Annotated in this window: 14 protein-coding genes and 1 tRNA gene; 12 read left to right on the forward strand and 3 right to left on the reverse strand. The window is 63.2% G+C overall.

The window, feature by feature from the left end:
- Nucleotides 1–6: 6 nt before the first annotated feature.
- Nucleotides 7–993: an RluA family pseudouridine synthase gene (locus B5G12_RS00370; protein WP_087322765.1), complete on the reverse strand. Its 987-nt coding sequence runs from the start codon at nt 991–993 to the stop codon at nt 7–9.
- A gap of 257 nt (nt 994–1,250) precedes the next feature.
- On the opposite strand from B5G12_RS00370, the gene B5G12_RS00375 reads away from it, so the two are divergent.
- The 6 genes from B5G12_RS00375 (at nt 1,251) to B5G12_RS00400 (ending at nt 9,568) form a co-directional block, all read left to right on the forward strand.
- Nucleotides 1,251–1,982 (forward strand): JAB domain-containing protein, encoded by a 732-nt coding sequence (locus tag B5G12_RS00375; RefSeq protein WP_087227950.1) that lies wholly within the window; start codon nt 1,251–1,253, stop codon nt 1,980–1,982.
- Nucleotides 1,983–2,175: 193 nt separating this feature from the next.
- The gene (uvrB, locus tag B5G12_RS00380; RefSeq protein ID WP_087322768.1) at nt 2,176–4,233 is read left to right on the forward strand and encodes an excinuclease ABC subunit UvrB; all 2,058 of its coding nucleotides are present in this window, start codon (nt 2,176–2,178) and stop codon (nt 4,231–4,233) included.
- On the forward strand, nt 4,187–7,087 hold the full coding sequence (uvrA, locus tag B5G12_RS00385; RefSeq protein ID WP_522731420.1) for an excinuclease ABC subunit UvrA: 2,901 nt from the start codon (nt 4,187–4,189) through the stop codon (nt 7,085–7,087). The genes uvrB and uvrA overlap by 47 nt, the downstream gene beginning before the upstream one ends.
- 78 nt (nt 7,088–7,165) lie before the next feature.
- A tRNA-Pro gene (locus B5G12_RS00390) sits at nt 7,166–7,243 on the forward strand.
- A gap of 67 nt (nt 7,244–7,310) precedes the next feature.
- Nucleotides 7,311–8,093, forward strand: coding sequence for an NERD domain-containing protein (locus B5G12_RS14865; RefSeq protein WP_087322772.1), 783 nt, complete (start codon nt 7,311–7,313; stop codon nt 8,091–8,093).
- A gap of 422 nt (nt 8,094–8,515) precedes the next feature.
- Nucleotides 8,516–9,568, forward strand: a complete 1,053-nt coding sequence (locus B5G12_RS00400; RefSeq protein WP_087322775.1) for a hypothetical protein — start codon at nt 8,516–8,518, stop codon at nt 9,566–9,568.
- A 65-nt stretch (nt 9,569–9,633) separates the two neighbouring features.
- On the opposite strand, the gene B5G12_RS00405 is transcribed toward B5G12_RS00400, so the two are convergent.
- The gene (locus B5G12_RS00405; protein WP_087322778.1) at nt 9,634–10,659 is read right to left on the reverse strand and encodes a SpoIID/LytB domain-containing protein; all 1,026 of its coding nucleotides are present in this window, start codon (nt 10,657–10,659) and stop codon (nt 9,634–9,636) included.
- A 313-nt stretch (nt 10,660–10,972) separates the two neighbouring features.
- Between B5G12_RS00405 and B5G12_RS00410 the strand changes: the two genes are divergently transcribed.
- The 4 genes from B5G12_RS00410 to B5G12_RS00425 all read left to right on the forward strand — a co-directional run bounded on the left by B5G12_RS00410 (nt 10,973) and on the right by B5G12_RS00425 (nt 16,127).
- The gene (locus tag B5G12_RS00410; protein WP_087323518.1) at nt 10,973–12,334 is read left to right on the forward strand and encodes a citrate synthase; all 1,362 of its coding nucleotides are present in this window, start codon (nt 10,973–10,975) and stop codon (nt 12,332–12,334) included.
- Nucleotides 12,335–12,337: 3 nt separating this feature from the next.
- Nucleotides 12,338–13,132: a hypothetical protein gene (locus B5G12_RS00415; RefSeq protein ID WP_087227956.1), complete on the forward strand. Its 795-nt coding sequence runs from the start codon at nt 12,338–12,340 to the stop codon at nt 13,130–13,132.
- A gap of 174 nt (nt 13,133–13,306) precedes the next feature.
- Nucleotides 13,307–14,338 carry a type I glyceraldehyde-3-phosphate dehydrogenase gene (gene gap, locus B5G12_RS00420; RefSeq protein WP_087227957.1) on the forward strand — a complete coding sequence of 344 codons (1,032 nt, stop codon included), beginning with the start codon at nt 13,307–13,309 and terminating at the stop codon, nt 14,336–14,338.
- Nucleotides 14,339–14,483: 145 nt separating this feature from the next.
- Entirely contained in the window at nt 14,484–16,127 is a 1,644-nt protein-coding gene (locus B5G12_RS00425; protein WP_158099656.1) for a MutS-related protein, read from the forward strand.
- A 57-nt stretch (nt 16,128–16,184) separates the two neighbouring features.
- Here B5G12_RS00425 and B5G12_RS00430 read toward each other — a convergent pair whose 3' ends face one another.
- On the reverse strand, nt 16,185–17,093 hold the full coding sequence (locus tag B5G12_RS00430; RefSeq protein ID WP_087322784.1) for a nucleotidyltransferase family protein: 909 nt from the start codon (nt 17,091–17,093) through the stop codon (nt 16,185–16,187).
- A gap of 270 nt (nt 17,094–17,363) precedes the next feature.
- Here B5G12_RS00430 and B5G12_RS00435 point away from each other — a divergent pair, with 270 nt between their 5' ends.
- Nucleotides 17,364–18,572, forward strand: coding sequence for a phosphoglycerate kinase (locus tag B5G12_RS00435; protein WP_087322787.1), 1,209 nt, complete (start codon nt 17,364–17,366; stop codon nt 18,570–18,572).
- Nucleotides 18,573–18,688: 116 nt separating this feature from the next.
- Nucleotides 18,689–19,459 carry a triose-phosphate isomerase gene (gene tpiA, locus B5G12_RS00440; RefSeq protein ID WP_087322790.1) on the forward strand — a complete coding sequence of 257 codons (771 nt, stop codon included), beginning with the start codon at nt 18,689–18,691 and terminating at the stop codon, nt 19,457–19,459.
- The last annotated feature ends 12 nt before the right edge of the window (nt 19,460–19,471 follow it).

The raw sequence follows: 19,471 nt of genomic DNA on the forward strand, positions 1-19,471 counted from the left end.
TGCCGGTCAGTCCGGCTGTTTGGAATGGTCGAGGGCGTCGAACTGCCCCAGGATCTGGGGATCTTTCAGTTTGATGACCTTGCCGGTGAGGTAATGCAGGGTGTTTTCTTTGGGAATATCCAGAAAGCTGATCCGCACGGCGCACAGCGCCTGGGTGCGGGCGCCGGCACGCTGGTTGGCTTTGCGGTTGCCGTATTTGATGTCCCCCAGTACGGGCCGGCCCAGGTAGGCCAGGTGGGCCCGGATCTGATGGGTGCGCCCGGTGACCAGGCCGATCCGGCACAGAGCGTACGGCCCGGCGGTGCGCAGCACGTCCACGTCGGTGACGATCTGCTTGCGGCGGCCTGCCTGGTCGGGGTGGGCGTGTATGCTGACCTTGTTGGCTTTTTCGTCGTGCTCCCACCAGGCCGTGAAGCGGCCCCGGGGCGGGATGCCCACCGTGATGGTGTAATACTCCTTCTTCAGCCGGTCGGTGCGTATGATCTCGTTCATGTCGCGCAGGGCGGCATAATTTTTGGCCGCGATCACCAGGCCCTCGGTGCCGCGGTCCAGCCGGTTGCACAGGGCGGGGGCAAAGCGGTTTTCCCCGCCGGGGAGGTATTCCCCCTTGCCGGCCAGATACTGGGTGAAGGCGTCCACCAGGTTGGCGTCCCCGGTGCGGTCGCTGTGGCACAGCAGATGGGCGGGCTTGTAGAGGACGGCGATGTTTTCGTCCTCGTACACCACCTGCACGCTGGGCTGGCGTGTCCTGGGAGGTTTGGCGGGGCGGGGAACCGCCGTCCCGGACGGGAAAAACTCGTCGTTGATGTACAGCTGCACCAGATCCCCGGCGGCCAGCCGGTCCTCGGGGGCGGCCCGTTTGCCGTTGACCTTGATCCGCTTGTTGCGGAAGCTCTTGTACAGCAGGCTGGTGGGCAGCCCCACCGTCACGCTCTGGACGAAGCGGGACAGCCGCACCCCCGCGTCGTTGGATGTTGCGGTAAATTCTTTCATGGGCATTCTCCTCATTGATTTAAGTCCATGATAAACGATTTTCGCCCCTGCGTCAACGGGCAGAGCAGATCTGGGACGCCAAAATGTTGCAGCATCCGACCGAAAGCGCTTTCGGGAGGAGGCTTTCAGGAAAATTTGCCCGGAGGGCTTGAGTTTTTGCACAAAGAAAAGTATCCTTATAGTACAGGACGGTTGAGAGAACCGATCGAACGGGCGCGCTGCGCAGGCAGCCGCCTGAGGAAGGAGCAGGAGAAATTATGGCTGGCAAAAAACAAATCCATGCAGGGCACCGCCAGCGGATGCATGACCGTGTGAGCCAATATGGGCTGGAGAGTCTGGCCGAACATGAGGTGCTGGAATATCTGCTGTACTTTACCAACGCCCAACGGAACACCAACCCCATCGCCCATGCGCTGCTGGAGCAGTTCGGAGATCTGGCAGGGGTGCTGGAGGCGACCGAGGCGGAGCTATGCCAGGTGGAAGGGGTCGGCCCCGCCAGCGCCAGGCTGCTGCATCTGCTTCCCCAGGTCTGCACGTGCTACAACCGCAGCCGGACCAACGACCGCCGCAAGCTGCAGACGGTGGAACAGATGGGCAGCTACATGATGAACCGTTTCCGCGGCCTGAACAAGGAACGGGTGCTGCTGGTCTGCCTGGACAAGAACCGCCGCATCACCAATACCTCCTGGCTCAACGCCGGCAAGGACGATCAGGTGGACCTGCCCGTACAGGAGGCCATCGCGCAGGCGGTGCGGATGCGGGCCTGCAACGTCCTCATCTGCCACAACCATCCCAACGGCAACGTGCTGCCTTCCCGGCAGGACATCGAGGCCACCGCAGAGCTGGCCCGGGGAATGTACCTGGTGGGGGTGCGGCTGCTGGATCACATCATCGTCACCGAGAATGAGTTCATCTCCCTGCGCCAGCGCAACGAAATGTCCGACCCCGGCGGGATCAAGCTGGATCTGTTCGCCCCCCGGGAAGTATAACGTCTGCCCGGGCCGAAAACGCCGGCCCGCTGGTTTTGCGCGCCCTGCCGCTGCCCGCCTTTGACAGGCTGGCCGGCAGGTTTTCTTTTAAAAGCCACTGTACATAATAAAACAAATGTGGTATAATCTGAGACGATTACACAACTATTGATTGTTAAAACCGGGTAAAAGCACCCTGAGGGAGGGATGCGTTATGGAAGAAAGATCATTCAAACTGGTGTCGCCCTATCAGCCCACCGGCGACCAGCCCGAGGCCATCCAGCAGCTGGTGGCGGGGGTGCAGCGGGGGGACCGCTGCCAGACCCTGCTGGGCGTCACCGGCAGCGGCAAGACCTTTACCATGGCCAACGTCATTGCCCAGTGCAACCGGCCTACCCTGGTGCTGGCCCACAACAAGACGCTGGCCGCCCAGCTGTGCACCGAGTTCCGGGCCTTTTTTCCTGAGAATGCGGTGGAGTATTTCGTATCCTACTACGATTACTACCAGCCCGAGGCTTATATCCCCAGCACCGACACCTATATTGAAAAGGACAGCGCCATCAACGATGAGATCGACCGCCTGCGCCACTCGGCGACGGCGGCTTTGTCTGAGCGGCGGGATGTGATCATCGTGGCGTCGGTGTCCTGCATCTACTCCCTGGGCGACCCCATCGACTACCGCAGCATGGTCATCAGCCTGCGGCCGGGCATGGAGATGAGCCGGGAGGAGCTGTGCCGCCGTCTGGTGAACCTGCAATATGAGCGCAACGACGTGAACTTTGTGCGAAACAAGTTCCGTGTGCGGGGAGACACGGTGGACATCTACCTGGCTTATATGAGCGAGCTGGCCATCAAGGTGGAGTTTTTCGGGGACGAGATCGACCGCATCACCGAGTTCAACCCCGTCACCGGCGCCCGGCAGAACGTCGTCAAGCATGTGGCCATCTTCCCGGCCAGCCACTATATCGTCAGCGCCGAGAAGAAGGCCGCCGCCATCGAAAAGATCCGGGCCGAATGCGACAGCCAGGTCAGGCAGTTCACCGCCCAGGGCAAGCTGATCGAGGCCCAGCGGATCGCCCAGCGCACCAGCTACGACATCGAGATGCTCAACGAGGTGGGGGTGTGCAAGGGGATCGAGAACTATTCGGCGGTGCTGTCGGGGCGCGCTCCGGGCAGTATGCCCACCACCCTGCTGGATTATTTCCCCAAGGATTTTTTGCTGTTCGTGGACGAGAGCCACGTCACCCTGCCCCAGGTGCGGGCCATGTACGGCGGGGACTATGCCCGCAAAAAGACCCTGGTGGAGTACGGCTTCCGGCTGCCCTCCGCCTTTGACAACCGCCCCCTCAAGTTCGAGGAGGTGGAGAGCAAGCTGAACCAGATGATCTTCGTCTCGGCCACCCCCGGACCGTATGAGCAGGCCCACAGCACCCAGGTGGCCCAGCAGGTGATCCGGCCCACCGGCCTGCTGGACCCGCCCATCTCGGTGCGTCCGGTGGAGGGCCAGGTGACCGACCTGCTGGGGGAGATCAACGCCCGCACCGCCCGGGGCGAGCGGGTGCTGGTGACCACCCTGACCAAAAAGATGGCCGAGGATCTGACCGATTACCTGACCGACCAGGGGGTCAAGGTGAAATATATGCACCATGAGGTGGACACCTTCGAGCGGATGGAGCTGATCCGGGACCTGCGGCTGGGCACCATCGACGTCATCGTGGGCATCAACCTGCTGCGGGAGGGCCTGGACCTGCCCGAGGTCAGCCTGGTGGCCATCCTGGATGCAGACAAGGAGGGCTTCCTGCGCAGCGAGACCAGCCTGATCCAGACCATCGGCCGGGCGGCCCGCAACGCCGACGGCCTGGTGATCATGTACGCCGATACCGTCACCGACAGCATGGAGCGGGCCATCACCGAGACCGAGCGCCGCCGCGCCATCCAGATGGCCTACAACGAGGCCCACGGCATCGTGCCCCGGACCATCGTCAAGGAGATCCGGGACTCCATCGAGATCAGCGACAAGGCCGAGAATGCCAAAGCCGGCACCCGCCGCATGGGCAAGAAGGAGCGGGAGGCCGCCATCGAGCGTCTGACCCGCGAGATGAAGGAGGCTGCAAAGCTGCTGGAATTCGAGCACGCGGCCTTCCTGCGGGACCAGATCGACCGGCTGCGCCGGGGCGAGAATCCCACCGTGGACTCGGACGCCGAGGCCGAGCGCCGCGCAAACCATGCACAGACACAGAGAAAGGGACGAAAACATTTTGGCAAACGATAAGATCGTCATCAAGGGCGCCCGGGAGCACAACCTGAAAAACGTCAGCCTCACCCTTCCCCGGGAAAAGTTCATCGTTATGACCGGGCTGTCGGGGTCGGGCAAGTCCAGTCTGGCGTTCGACACCATCTATGCCGACGGCCAGCGCCGCTATGTGGAGAGCCTGTCCAGCTACGCCCGGATGTTCCTGGGCCGGATGGACAAGCCCGATGTGGACGAGATCACCGGCCTGTCGCCGGCCATCTCCATCGACCAGAAGACCACCAGCCACAACCCCCGCTCCACCGTGGGCACCGTCACCGAGATCTACGATTACCTGCGCCTGCTGTACGCCCGCATCGGCGTGCCCCACTGCCCGGTCTGCGGCAGGGTGATCAGCCAGCAGAGCGTGGATGAAATGGTGGACGCGGTGCTCAAGCTGGAGGAGGGCACCCGCTTCCAGGTGCTGGCCCCGGTGGTGCGCCAGCGCAAGGGCACCCAGCAGAAAGAGCTGGAGGCTGCCCGGCGGGCCGGCTATACCCGCGTCAAAGTGGATGGGAACCTCTACGATCTGGACGAGGAGATCACCCTGGAAAAGAACATCAAGCACACCGTGGAGGTGGTGGTGGACCGGCTGGTGATCCGCAAGGGGGTGCGCAGCCGCCTGGCCGACAGCCTGGAAACCGCCCTGAGCCTGACCGGCGGGGTGGCCGAGGTGGAGGTGATCGGGGGCGAGACCATGACCTTCAGCCAGAATTTCGCCTGCCCCGAACACGGCGTGTCCATCAGCGAACTGACCCCGCGGCTGTTCTCCTTCAACAATCCCCAGGGCGCCTGCGATACCTGCACCGGCCTCGGCATTTTTATGAAGGTGGACGAGGACCGCATCATCCCCAACCGCAGTCTGTCCATCCGGCAGGGGGCCATCAAGGCCAGCGGCTGGTACTATGCCGAGGGCTCGGTGAGCGAGATGTACTACAAGGCCCTGGGCAAGCGGTACGGCTTCACCCTGGATACCCCCATCCGGGACTTCAGCACCGAGGCCCTGAACGCCCTGCTGTACGGCACCAACGGTGAAAAGCTGGAGCTGCACCGCACCAACGAGTTTGGCAGCGGCAAATATATGGCGGCCTTTGAAGGGATCGTGGAGAATCTGGAGCGCCGCTTCCGGGACACCGGCAGCGAGTGGATGAAAGAGGAGATCGCCGGGGTGATGTCGGGGGTCAAATGCCCCGCCTGCCAGGGGCAGCGGCTCAAGCCGGTGGTGCTGGCCGTGACGGTGGGGGACATCAACATCAGCCAGTTCTGCGAAATGTCCATCCGGGAGGAGCTGGCCTTCATCCGGGCCAACGAGGACAAGCTGACCGAAAAGCAGCGCCAGATCGGCGGGCAGATCCTGAAGGAGATCCGCACCCGTCTGGAGTTTTTGCAGAGCGTGGGGCTGGATTACCTGACCCTGGCCCGCTCGGCGGGCACCCTGTCGGGCGGCGAGAGCCAGCGCATCCGGCTGACCACCCAGATCGGCAGCGCCCTGTCGGGGGTGCTGTATGTGCTGGATGAGCCCAGCATCGGCCTGCACCAGCGGGACAACGACAAGCTGATCGATACCCTCAAGCATCTGCGGGATCTGGGCAACACAGTGATCGTGGTGGAGCACGACGAGGACACCATCCGGGCCGCCGACTACATCGTGGACGTGGGTCCGGGGGCAGGCGTACACGGGGGTGAGATTGTGGCCGCCGGCAAGGTCAAGGATATCTGCAAGGCCAAGCGCAGCGTCACGGGGGACTACCTTTCGGGGCGCAAGCGGATCCCGGTGCCCGCATCCCGCCGCACCGGCAGCGGGCACGTCCTGCGGGTGAACGGCGCCCGGGAGAACAATCTGCAGGACATCACGGTGGATTTCCCGCTGGGCACCTTCACCTGTGTCACCGGCATCTCGGGCTCGGGCAAGTCCAGCCTGGTGAATGAGATCCTCTACAAGACCCTGGCCGGTGAGCTGAACGGCGCCCGCACCCGTCCCGGCAAGAGCGACGGCGTGGACGGGCTGGACTATGTGGACAAGGTGATCGGCATCGACCAGCAGCCCATCGGACGGACGCCCCGTTCCAACCCGGCTACCTACACCGGGGTGTTCAACGACATACGGGCGGTGTTTGCCCAGACCCAGGACGCCAAGATGCGGGGATATGGGCCGGGACGGTTCAGTTTCAACGTCAAGGGCGGCCGGTGCGAGGCCTGCGAGGGCAACGGCATTTTGCAGATCGAGATGCATTTTCTGCCCGACGTCTATGTTCCCTGCGAGGTATGCAAGGGGGCCCGCTACAACCGGGAGACCCTGGAGGTCAAGTACAAGGAAAAGACCATTGCCGACGTGCTGAACATGACGGTGGAGGAAGCCGTGGTCTTTTTTGCCAACCAGCCCAAGATCGCCCGCAAATTGCAGACTTTGCTGGATGTGGGCCTGGGCTATGTCACCCTGGGCCAGAGCGCCACCACCCTGTCGGGCGGCGAAGCCCAGCGGGTCAAGCTGGCCAATGAGCTGGCCCGCCGCTCCACCGGCAAGACGGTGTATATCCTGGACGAGCCCACCACCGGGCTCCACATCGCCGACGTGCACCGGCTGATCGAAGTGCTGCAAAAGCTGGTGGACGCGGGCAATACGGTGATCGTCATCGAGCACAACCTGGACCTGATCAAATGCGCCGACTATATCATCGACCTGGGCCCCGAGGGGGGCGCGGCCGGCGGCAGGATCGTGGCCACAGGCACCCCTGAACAGGTGGCCGCCGTGCCGGACAGCTTTACCGGGCAGTACCTGCGCCCCCTGCTGGAGCGGGACCGGGAAGCCCGGGCCGGCGGACCGGAAGAAATTTGAAAAAAGCTGTTGACAAACCACCGGCTTCTGAGTATAATATTGTTCGTCGCCCCGGTTCGGACGGGCCGGGGCAGATATCCGGGTGTAGCGCAGTTTTGGTAGCGCGCTTGAATGGGGTTCAAGAGGCCGTGAGTTCGATTCTCGCCACTCGGACCAGAAGCCGGGCTGTATTTCGCAGGAAATACAGCCCGGCTTTTTCGTTGTGGAAAAGGAGGGAACGGGTATGGATTGGTTTTGGGCGCTGCGGGTCCGGCTGGGGCTGGACCCGGCGGTCAACAAGGGGATCGAAGGGGAGGACGCGGTGGCCGGGAAGCTGGCCGAGAAAGGCTGGTTCCGGGTCAAGGGGCTGTGCCTGCGCAACCTCTATCTGCCCGCGGGGCAGGAGGGGACCGCCGAGATCGACCTGGTCTATCTGACCCGCCGGGGGATCTATGTGATCGAAAGCAAGAATTACAGCGGCTGGATCTTTGGCCGGGAGGAAGAAGCGGAGTGGGTGCTGTCGGTGTATGCCGGCAGGGACTGGCTGGGCCGCATCAAGACCGAAAAACATCCCTTTTACAATCCGCTGTGGCAGAACCGGGGGCACATCCGTGCCCTGGAAGCGCTGACCGGCCCCGACGTGCCCCTTTGGTCGGTGGTGGTGTTCCCGGGCCGGTGCCATCTGGCCGATGTGGAGTGGGACAGCGAAGATACCCAGGTCTGCCTGCTGGAACAGCTGCCCCGCGCCCTGCGCCGGATGGGGCGGCGGACCCTCAGCCGGGGGCAGGTGCGGCGCCTGTACGAGCAGCTGCAGCCCTACACCCGGGCCAGCTGGGGGGAGAAAAAGGCCCACATCCGGCAGGTGCGCCGGCTCGAAAAGGCCCGGACCCGGGACGGCGGCCCGGGGCGCTGCCCCTGGTGCGGCGGGGCGCTGGTGCTGCGAACGGCCCGCCGGGGCAGCCAGGCCGGCCGGCAGTTCTACGGCTGCATCCATTATCCGGACTGCACCTATACACAGGAACTTTGAATATATGTCCCGTCCAGCTGACATGTGCGGATGGACAGGACACATACAGGGAAATTTGGCGCTGAGAGTGTGCGAGCCGCTTTGCGGCGAGTGCATGGTTCAGCGCCAAATTTTGTCCCCAGGGGGATATTAGGGGGAAGGGATTTCTGACCCGCGACTGCGGGCAGAAATGGGTTCCCCCTAAAGCGTGTCGCTTTTGCGACACGCTGGCTCCTGCCCTTTGGGGCGGGCGCTTTTGGCTGTAAGGCTGTCAACCCCCCGGAGCGCAGAAATAAAAGGTAAAAAATTGTAAAGTATACACAAATTTAAAGGTAATACTATGGGGTAATTGCGAAAATATGGTGAAAGTTTGCCCTCAAACTATTTACAAAAAGGTAACAGACGCGCTAAAATAGAGACACAATCGTTGATCGGAAGGGAAGATGGCAAACGTGCAAACACAGAACCGATGGCGCCGCCGCATGGCCGCGCTGATGCTGACCGTGATGCTGCTGGTGCCCTGTATGCCCCGGGCCCTGGCAGCCGATCTGAGCGTAGACGCAGGGTTTTATCTCAAGCAGAGCCGCAGCGGCACCTGCACCCTGACCGCCGCCGCCATGATGCTGCGCCGCCGCGCCTATCTGGACGGCCTGGTCGACTGGGTGGACGTGACCGAAAACAGCGTCCGGCCGCAAGCCTGGGCCAATGGTCTTTCCCACAGTTTTACATACAAGGCCATGAAGGTGCGCTATGCCACCCTGCCCGCCGATCAGGGCGCCAAGACCCAGGCCCTCATCGACCTGCTGGCGGCCCATCCCGAAGGCATCGTTCTGTATGACCGCAGCCAGCCCCACGCCATCCTTCTGACCGATTACACCAACGGTGTGTTCTATTGCTCCGACCCGGCGGGCAACATCACGGCCGGGCGGGTACCCATCGACAGCGCCAGCGTGTCCATTGCGGGTTCCTCCTGCTACTGGTACATCGCTGAGGACCAGAACGCCGCCTCCGCCGCAGCCCAGAGCACCGAGCTGCAGCTGGTGGGGGTGACCTATCCCGTCAACGTCCACACCGGTTCGGGCCTGAGCCTGAACGGCGCCGTGTCGGCCTCCAGCGGCAGCACCCTCACCGAGGTGGCGGTGCTGATCGAGGACGCCGCCGGCAACACCGTCATGAGCGCTTCCGCCAGCCTGACCGGCGCGGAATCCAGCTGGTCTTTGCAGCAGGTAGACGATCAGATCCGGTTCGGCACCCTGCCCGCCGGCAGCTACACCTATCTGATCATCGCGGAGGACGCCGCAGGGGACAGCCTGTGTTTTGCCAGCAGTTTTACCGTTTCAGACGGCCCGACCGCCGACGGCTGCTACTGGTCGGTGCAGGACCCCGAGGGGGCCATGCTGCAGCAGGAAGCCCCTGCCGCACAGGAGCCCGCAGCGGAAAGCTCGCTGGGCAGCCAGGTGGCCGCCTTCCTTGAGGGTCTGGGCAGCCTTTTCTGAGAGCCAAACAAACCATGAAGCGGCCCCGGCGCTGTCTGACTACGCCGGGGCCTCTTTTTCTTCCATCATTCCTCCCGGATGACGGTGCCGGGGAAGTAATGGGCCAGGATCTCCTGCCAGCTGCTGCCCTGCTGGGCCATGGCTCTGGCGCCCCATTGGCTCATGCCCACCCCGTGGCCGTAGCCCCGCGTGGTAATGGAAAAGTCATTCCCCTGCAGCTGGATGGAAAAGCAGGCGCTGCGCAGCCCCAGAGCGGCCCGCAGCCGGGTGCCCTCCACCATCTGCCCGCAGACCGGCAGGGAGGCCACATAGCCCGACGGGGTGTAGCTGGCCGCGCCGAACCAGGCGGAGGGGTCGATGCCGGCGGTCTGGATGCCCAGAGCCGACGCCAGGGCCGCGCTGACCTGCTGGGCCGACAGCTGCACCGTCACCTCATAGCCGTCGGCCTGCCGGTCGGAGCTGCTGTCCACTGCGGTCAGGTAGGGCAGGGGAGCGTCCCAGACGTTCTCGCTGGCCTCGGTCTGGCCGTTGGAGATGGCAAAGTAACTGGCCCCCGCCGGGGCTCCGTCGTAGTACAGCACCGCCCCTGCCACCTGGTCGATGAGGGCGGACAGGCGGGCGTAGTTTTCGGCGTAGGCGGTGCCCCAGTAGCTGCGCAGCACCGGGTCGGTCAGACAGCCCTGCCGCCGGGCAGGGTCTACCGTCAACCAGGGGCCTTCGGCATCGGCCCGGTGGTCCCGGCAGTAGAGGATGTAGCTGTGGCTGGCCACGGCCTGGGCTTTCAGGGCCTCGTCGGGCCAGCTGACGGGCATCTCGGAGGCCACCGCCCCGATCAGATAATCCCGCATGGAGAGGGTGAGATCCTGGCCGCTGTCCTGGTCCCGGAGCAGCACCTGCTGATCCGTGCCGCCGGACGGGGCCAGCCCTCCGAGGCTGCCCGGTTCCAGGGAGGAAGCCTGCGCCTGGGAGGAGGCCGGGGAAACGGGGGCGGCAGTGCCCAGCAGCCTGCGGGCCAGCAGATAGCCTGCCAGGGGCAGGGCGCTGCCCAGCGCCAGCAGGAGGGCGAATAAAAGAGCGATGGCTTTTTTCATGCCGAAACAGCCTCCTTTGGGGGTAAGGGATGGTCAGAAACAGGATACCACCGCCCCGGCGCAAGAAAGGACGAAACCCGCCCTGCGCCCGGAAAGGAAATATGAGGAGAGTGTGAATAAAGTCGGAACTTTTGCTCTGCATGGCGGGTTCGGACGGTTTTGACTTGAATTTACTTAACAAAAGCGATATTATAGGACCATCTACCACATTTTCGGAAAGAAGATCTGGTATACTGTTACAGAGGAGTTTGGAATCGAAAGACCGCGGGCCGGGGGCCTGCCGGGAACTTTGGAAGGGAAGGGATATGCCATGATGAACACCAATGTGGGAAACCATGACCACGAGGCCATGAAAGGGCTCTGTGAGGAGTACCTGGCCAATAACTACATCGACCCCGAGACCAGTGAGCGGCTGGGGGTCAAACGGGGATTGCGCAACCCGGATGGCACCGGTGTGCTGGCCGGCCTGACCAACGTCTGTGACGTTGTGGGTTACCGCAAGGACCAGGAGGGGCACATCATCCCCATCCCCGGTCGGCTGATCTACCGCGGGGTGAACATCAATGAGATCGTGGACGAAGCCTACCGCAACGACCGCTTCGTCTTTGAAGAAGTGATCTGGCTGCTGCTGTTCGGCAGCCTGCCCACCAAGGCGCAGCTGGACTCGTTCTGCAACATCCTGGCCGAGCACCGGGCCCTGCCCGACGGCTTCATGGACACCATGAACGCCCCCTCGCCCAACATCATGAACAAGATGCAGCGCTGTGTGCTGGGCATGTACTCCTACGACGAGAACCCGGAGGACCTGAGCCTGGAGAACCTGCTGCACCAGAGCATCACCCTGATCGGCTGTATGCCCACCATGATGGTCAACGCCTACCAGATGAAGCGCCGGTTCTACGACAAGCAGAGTATGTTCTTCCATCTGCCCCAGCCCGGCCACTGCACCGCAGAGCACATCCTGAGCACCTACCGCCCGGACCAGAAGTTTACCCATGAGGAAGCCAAGCTTCTGGACACCTGCCTGCTGCTGCACGCAGACCACGGCGGCGGCAACTGTTCCACTTTCTCTACCCGCGTGGTATCCTCTTCCGGGTCGGACACCTATTCCGCCATCGCGGCGGGCATCGGCGCCCTCAAAGGCCCCAAGCACGGCGGCGCCAACCTGCAGGTCAACCGGCAGCTGAAGGATATCCTGGCCCACGTGGAGGACCCCGACGACGATGAGGAAGTGCGGGAATACCTGCGCCGCATCCTGCGCAAGCAGGCCGGGGACGGCAGCGGCCTGATCTACGGCATGGGCCACGCGGTGTACACCATCAGCGACCCCCGTGAGGTGATCCTGAAAGAGCGCGCCCGCCACCTGGCCTATGAGAAGGGCTTTGAAAAAGAGTACAATATGCTGTGCAGCGTCGAGCGGCTGGCCCCCGCCATCTTTGCGGAGGAAAAGGGCAGCTCCAAGCCTGTGTGCGCCAACGTGGACCTGTTCAGCGGCCTGATCTACCAGATGCTGGGCATCTCGGAGGACCTGTACACCCCGCTGTTCGCCATCGCCCGTCTGCCGGGCTGGTGCGCCCACCGCATTGAGGAAGTCATCTTCGCCAACCGGATCATCCGCCCGGCTTACAAGTACCTGGGCGTCCGGCAGCGCTATAAGCCCCTGGAGGAGCGGTAAGCCATGCAGAAACGTGTCGTCGGCTGTCTGGCGGCGGGGGCAGCGCTGGGCGCGGCCCGCTTTGCCGACCTGGCCCTGTGGACCGACCGTGACACCGGCCTTGTGACCGCGGGCTGGGTGGGATGGCGGTATCTGGCCCTGTTCGCATTTGTGGCGGCGGTGCTGCTGGTGTCCTGGCGGGGCAGCTGGCAGGCCGGGCCTGTGGTCCGGCCCGGGGGCCGGGTGCCGGCCGGGGCGCTGGATGTGTCCGCCGCCCTTGCCGCCCTTTGTATGCTGGAACAGGCGGTCGGGAGCTTTGTCCAGGCCGAAGGAGGCGCCAGCCTCGTCCGCGGGGCGCTGGCCGTGGTGTGCGCCCTCTGGCTGGCTGCCCTGGACTGGTACTGGCTGACAAACCGCAGGGAAAGCCCCGCCGCCCCGCCGCCCTGGATGGCCTGGCTGGGTGTGGCGGGCAGCCTGGTGTTCGTGTGGGATATCCTGCGCAGCTTTATGACCAACGGCTCGAGCTGGCACCGGGTGGCACAGACGGCGGCGGTGTGGCAGCAGCTGGCTGCTTTGCTGCTGCTGTCCGCTTTGCTCCGGGCCGTCTGCCTGCCCGGAGAGCCCAACCCCCGGGCGGTGGGGCGCTATGGGCTGCTGGCGTTTGGGCTGTGCCTGTGCTGGCAGCTGCCCCAGTGCATCCTGCTGCCGGGCGGCCCCGGAGACTGGGCCCTGTGCGCTTTGGGGCTGCTGGGAGGGCTGTGCGCCGTGCTCTGCGCGGGGCCGGGACTGGAAAAACGGGGCAGCCACGCGGCTGACTGAATCAACAAAAATACCAAAAAAACTTGAACAAAATCAGCCAGAATCTATAAAAACAAAAATCCGCTCGTTATTTCTTTGTCGGACACTTGCAGGTTTCGCAATTTTGTTCTATAATAAAGACACCGTGAAATTTATCCGGATTCCAAGGGTAAAAATTTTAGGAGGTACTATACAATGGCTGTAAGAGTTGCTATCAATGGTTTTGGCCGCATTGGCCGTCTGGCTTTCCGTCAGATGTTCGACGCTGAGGGCTACGAGGTCGTCGCGATCAACGACCTGACCAGCCCCAAGATGCTGGCCCACCTGCTGAAGTACGACACCGCTCAGGGCTCCTTCTGCGGCAAGATCGGCGAGAACAAGCACACCGTTTCTTCCACCGAGGACTCCATCGTCGTTGATGGCAAGGAGATCAAGATCTACGCCATTAAGGACGCAAAGGACTGCCCCTGGGGCGAGCTGAACGTTGACGTCGTGCTGGAGTGCACCGGCTTCTACACCAGCAAGGAGAAGAGCATGGCTCACATCGCTGCCGGCGCCAAGAAGGTCGTCATCTCCGCTCCTGCCGGCAACGACCTGAAGACCATCGTCTACTCGGTCAACGAGAAGACCCTGACCAAGGAAGATCAGGTCATCTCCGCTGCTTCCTGCACCACCAACTGCCTGGCTCCCATGGCTGATACCCTGAACAAGACCTATCCCGTCGTCTCCGGCATCATGACCACCGTGCATGCTTACACCGGCGACCAGATGATCCTGGACGGCCCCCAGCGCAAGGGCGACCTGCGCCGCGCTCGTGCCGGCGCTCAGAACATCGTGCCCAACAGCACCGGCGCTGCCAAGGCCATCGGCCTGGTCATCCCCGAGCTGAACGGCAAGCTGATCGGCTCTGCCCAGCGTGTGCCCGTTCCCACCGGCTCCACCACCATCCTGGTGGCTGTCGTCAAGGGCAAGGACGTCACCAAGGAGTCCATCAATGCCGCTATGAAGGCTGCCGCTTCTGAGTCCTTCGGCTACAACGAGGATCAGATCGTTTCTTCCGATGTCATCGGCATGCGTTACGGCTCTCTGTTCGACGCTACCCAGACCATGGTCGCCAAGATCGACGATGACACCTATCAGGTTCAGGTCGTGTCCTGGTACGACAACGAGAACAGCTACACCTCTCAGATGGTCCGTACCATCAAGTACTTCGCTGAGAACTGCTAAGTACGGAGGGTACTCCAAAGACCTAATCAGGGCCGCAGCCTTTCGGGGCTGCGGCCCTTTTTGGTCGGCGCACTGGACAAGCGGCCTGCAAAAGTGGTTTAATAGGATTGTATCCAACAAGATGCCCAGAGGGAGGCGAGCCGTTATGTCTGATATCACCCGGGAGAGCGGGCGGGGCAGTTTCCGCCTGCTGTATCCGCCCGATGTGCCGGCGCGGGGGGCGCCTTTGCCCGACGCGGGCTTTTTCCACACCCTGCAGATCGACCAGATGGTGTCGGTGCGCAGAGAGAGCTGGCGCGGCCTGCCCGACCTGCGGCTGGAACAGTTTTACGCCACCGACCCGGCGGTGCTGGCCTGGCGGCTGGACGTGGTGGCCGATTTGGTGGACAGCGAAGCCCTGCGCAGCCTGCTGCAGGATGCGCTGCCCATGCTGCGGGACGCCGCCGAGATGCGCAAGGTGCTGAACAGTTCCTCCTCCACGGTGGAGAGCAGCCTGGCCTCGGTGCGGTATCTGGAGATCTATCTGGAGCTGGTGGAGCTGTTCCACGCCCGGCTGGCGGCGGCGCAGATCCACAGCGACGGTTTTGCGGCCCTGCGAAACGAGGTGGAGGCCCGGCGCAGCAGCCGGGATTACCAGACCCTGAGCCGCCAGCTGGAGCAGACCCAGTACCAGATCGGCCACGTCAAGAGCATCGCACTGGGGGTCAACCTGGACGGTACCCTGCGGGTGACCGATGTGGGGGTGCTGTCCATCAACACCGAAAAATACCGCCAGGGCAGCGTGCTGGACAAGCTGCTGGGCCGGGACAAGGCCGGCCCCATGGTGTGCATCTCGGGCTTTGCCAACCTGGCCAAGACCGCCCGGGAGGAGGAAAAACACGCCCTGGACCAGGCGGTCTGCCGGGCGCTGGACACTGCCTTTGCAAAGACCATCCGGAGCTGGGAGCCGGTGATCGACCAGTATTTCCGGGACGAGACCGCTTTCTTCATCGGGCTGCTGGACGATTTCCGGTTTCTGTCGGCGGCGGTCAGCTTTTTGCTGCAGCTCCGGGCGCTGGGGTGCCCCTTGTGCCGCCCGGAGATCCGCCCCATGGAGGAAAAGGCCCTGCGGCTGAAGGGTGTCTGCAACCCCATGCTGGCCCTGCGCACCGAGGGCCAGGGCCCGGTGGTGTCCAACGATTTCGGCTACGACGAGAAGGGCCGTTTCTATCTGGTCACAGGACCCAACCACGGAGGCAAGTCCATCTTCTGCTACTCGGTGGGGATGGCCCAGGCCCTGTTCCAGCTGGGGCTGCTGGTGCCGGCCCGGGAGGCCGTCATGAGCCCGGTGCACTGCATCTATACCCATTTCCCCACGTCGGATGAGGACAACTACGGCAAGGGCCGGCTGGAGAGCGAATGCGCCCGGATGAGTCAGATCCTGCGGCAGCTGCAGGGGGATGACCTGCTGCTGATGGACGAGAGTTTCAGCTCCACCAGCCTGCTGGAAGGCAGCTACATCGCGGGAGAAGTGCTGTCGGCCATCGCGGTGCTGGGCTGCGGCGGGGTGTATGTCACCCATATCCATGAGCTGACCCAGCAGGTGGACCGGTTCAACGCCGTGCCGGGGCGCACCGGCTGCATCGACAACCTGGTGGCTCAGATGGAAAACGTAGCCGACGGCACCCGCAGCTACCGGGTGCTCCGCACCACCCCCGACGGCCTGAGCTATGCCAAGGACATTGCGCGCAAATACGGCCTGAGCCAGGAGGAGATCCTGGCAGAACACGGCATCCGCCTGCCGGACTGACGGGACATAAAATGGACCCCATCCATGCACTGCACGGATGGGGTTTGCGTTTTTGGGTCAGAATTGGGCGGGGTAGAGGCCCTGCCGGGTGAGGGCGGCCAGGGCGGCCACCACACCGGGCTTATCTTCCCGGTAGGTGACGCCGTACCACTTGTCGGCGCTGTGCAGTACCTTGAGCTGGGCCTTGTCCTCCGCGATCAGCTGGGAGATGACGGAGGGCAGGAAGTATTCGCATTTGAGGGGGTTTTGGGGCAGTTCTTCGGCCAGGAAGCGGGAGAAGCGGGCCTCGGCCTCGGCCAGGAAGCTGGCCCCCAGCCCCCACAGCCCCATGCTGACGGTGGTGGAGCCGGGCAGGGTGACCCAGCTGTCCCCGTCGGCGTACTGGATCAGACCGTCCCGCTGGACGATCCTGGTGCGCTCGGTGGCGCTTTGCAGCATACCGTCGGGGCCCACCTGGCACACCCCCCGGGAGACGCTGCCGTTTTCGGTGACGGTGTTTTGCAGCTGGTAGCCCACCATGCAGTACTGGTAACGGGCGCCGTCGGTATGGGTGGACAGGTGATCGTAGACGGCCTGGAAGGCCTGGGGCCCGTAGTAGTCATCCGAGTTGATGACCGCAAAGGGACCTTCGATCAGGCTGCGGGCGCTGAGCACTGCCTGTCCGGTGCCAAAGGGCTTGGTCCGCCCGGCCGGGACGGTATAGGGGGCGGGCAGGTCCTCCAGGGCCTGGAAAGCGTAGCCCACCTCCATCAGGTGGGACAGCCGGTCCCCGATGGCGGCGCGGAAGTCGGCTTCGTTTTCTTTGCGGATGATGAAGATGACCTTCTCAAAGCCGGCGCGCCGGGCGTCGTAGATGGAATAATCGATGATCAGCTGCCCGGCGGGGCCCACCGGGTCCAGCTGTTTCATGCCGCCGTAGCGGCTGCCCATGCCGGCAGCCAGCACGACCAAAACGGGTTTTTGCATCATGGTACCTCCTTTGTGTGGCGCTGTCTCCATTATAGCCCCGCAGGGCGGCCGCTGGCAAGACCCGCCGGCCCAAAATCCGGGGCGGCGGCGCTTTTTTGACAGTCTGGATACTTTTGCCCGGCCGGCAGGGGAATGTTTGGCAGGGGGCGGGCAAAGAACTTCTTGCTTTGCGCCTTTGAATTGTATATAATAGAGGTATCCACGGGGAGACCCGATGATGACAAAACTCACTTCAGGCAAAATAAGATTTGAGAGGAGTTTAGAACAATGGGTTTAGGTAAGAAGACGATCGACGACGAGAATTACTGCGGCAAGAAGGTGCTTGTCCGCTGCGACTTCAACGTCCCGATGAAAGATGGTGTCATCACCAACGAGAACCGCATCAACGCGGCCCTGCCCACCATCCAGAAGCTGATCAACGACGGCGCAAAGGTGATCCTGTGCAGCCACCTGGGCAAGCCCAAGAACGGCCCCGAGGCCAAGTTCAGCCTGGCGCCTGTGGCCAAGGCCCTGAGCGCAAAGCTGGGCAAGGACGTTGTCTTTGCCGACGATGACAACGTGGTGGGCGACAACGCCAAGGCCGCTGTGGCTGCCATGAACAACGGCGACGTGGTGCTGCTGCAGAACACCCGCTTCCGCAAGGAAGAGACCAAGAACGTGCCCGCATTCTCGGAGGAGCTGGCCAGCCTGGCCGACGCCTATGTGGACGACGCCTTTGGCAGCTGCCATCGCGCACACTGCTCCACCGCCGGCGTCACCGACTACATCAAGGATACCGCTGTGGGCTACCTGATGGAGAAGGAGATCCGCTACCTGGGCAACGCGGTCAACGATCCCGTCCGTCCCTTCACCGCCATCCTGGGCGGCGCCAAGGTGGCCGACAAGCTGAACGTCATCTCCAACCTGCTGGAGAAGGTGGATACCCTGATCATCGGCGGCGGCATGGCCTATACCTTCATCAAGGCTCAGGGCTACGAGATCGGCAAGAGCCTGTGCGATGACAGCAAGATCGACTACTGCAAGGAAATGATGGAGAAGGCCAAGGCCAAGGGCGTCAAGCTGCTGCTGCCCGTGGATACCGCCTGCGTCAAGGACTTCCCCGATCCCATCGACGCTCCGGTCGAGACCGTTGTCTATCCCATCGACAAGATGCCCGCCGACATGGAGGGCTGCGACATCGGCCCCGAGACCATGAAGCTGTTTGCCGACGCGGTCAAGGCATCCAAGACCGTGGTCTGGAACGGCCCCATGGGCGTGTTCGAGAACCCCACCCTGGCTGCCGGCACCCTGGCTGTGGCCAAGGCTATGGCTGAGAGCGACGCTACCACCGTCATCGGCGGCGGCGACAGCGCTGCAGCGGTGCAGCAGATGGGCCTGGGCGACAAGATGACCCACATCTCCACCGGCGGCGGCGCTTCTCTGGAGTACCTGGAGGGCAAGGAGCTGCCCGGCATCGCGGTCATCCAGAACGCATAAGGACAGTCGCTTTTTCACAACCGTATGTGATGGGTGCGGCGGCGATGCGCCGCCGCGCCCTTTTGTTTGCAGCAGGTTGCGAGGACCTGCCAGGGAAAAGATAAGGAGAGACCAAGATGGATAAAGCAAAGCGCAAGGCCGTCATTGCCGGCAACTGGAAAATGAACAAGACCGCCACCGAGGCTGCCGCCCTCATCGACGAGCTGATCCCCGCCGTCAAGGACGCATCCTGCGAAGTGGTCATCTGCACCCCCTACACCGACCTGGTCACCGCTGTGGCCAAGACCAAGGGCACCAACATCCATGTGGGCGCCGAGAACGTCCACTTTGAGAAGTCGGGCGCCTACACCGGCGAGATCAGCGCCGATATGCTGGTGGATCTGGGCGTGGAGTACGTCATCGTGGGCCACTCGGAACGCCGCCAGTATTTTGCCGAGACCGACCAGACCGTCAACAAGCGCGCTCTGGCTGCTCTGAACGCCGGCCTCAAGACCATCATCTGCGTGGGCGAGAGCCTGCAGCAGCGGGAAGAGGGCGTGACCGAGGAGCTGGTCCGGATGCAGACCAAGATCGCCCTGCGGGACGTCACCGCCCAGCAGATGGTCAACGTCATCATCGCCTATGAGCCTGTGTGGGCCATCGGCACCGGCAAGACCGCCACGGCCGACCAGGCCCAGGAAGTGTGCGCCCAGATCCGCAAGGTGATCGGCGAGCTGTACGGCGAGGAAGTGGCCGAAGCTACCACCGTCCAGTACGGCGGCAGCATGAACGCCAAGAACTGCGAGGAGCTGGTGGGCAAGAAGGACGTGGACGGCGGCCTGATCGGCGGCGCCTCCCTCAAGGCAGCCGACTTTGCGGTGATCGTCAACGCCGCTTCCAAGGGCTGAGAACGGCCCTTG

This window comes from Faecalibacterium sp. An58, from assembly GCF_002161515.1.
Taxonomy (GTDB): domain Bacteria; phylum Bacillota; class Clostridia; order Oscillospirales; family Ruminococcaceae; genus Faecalibacterium; species Faecalibacterium avium.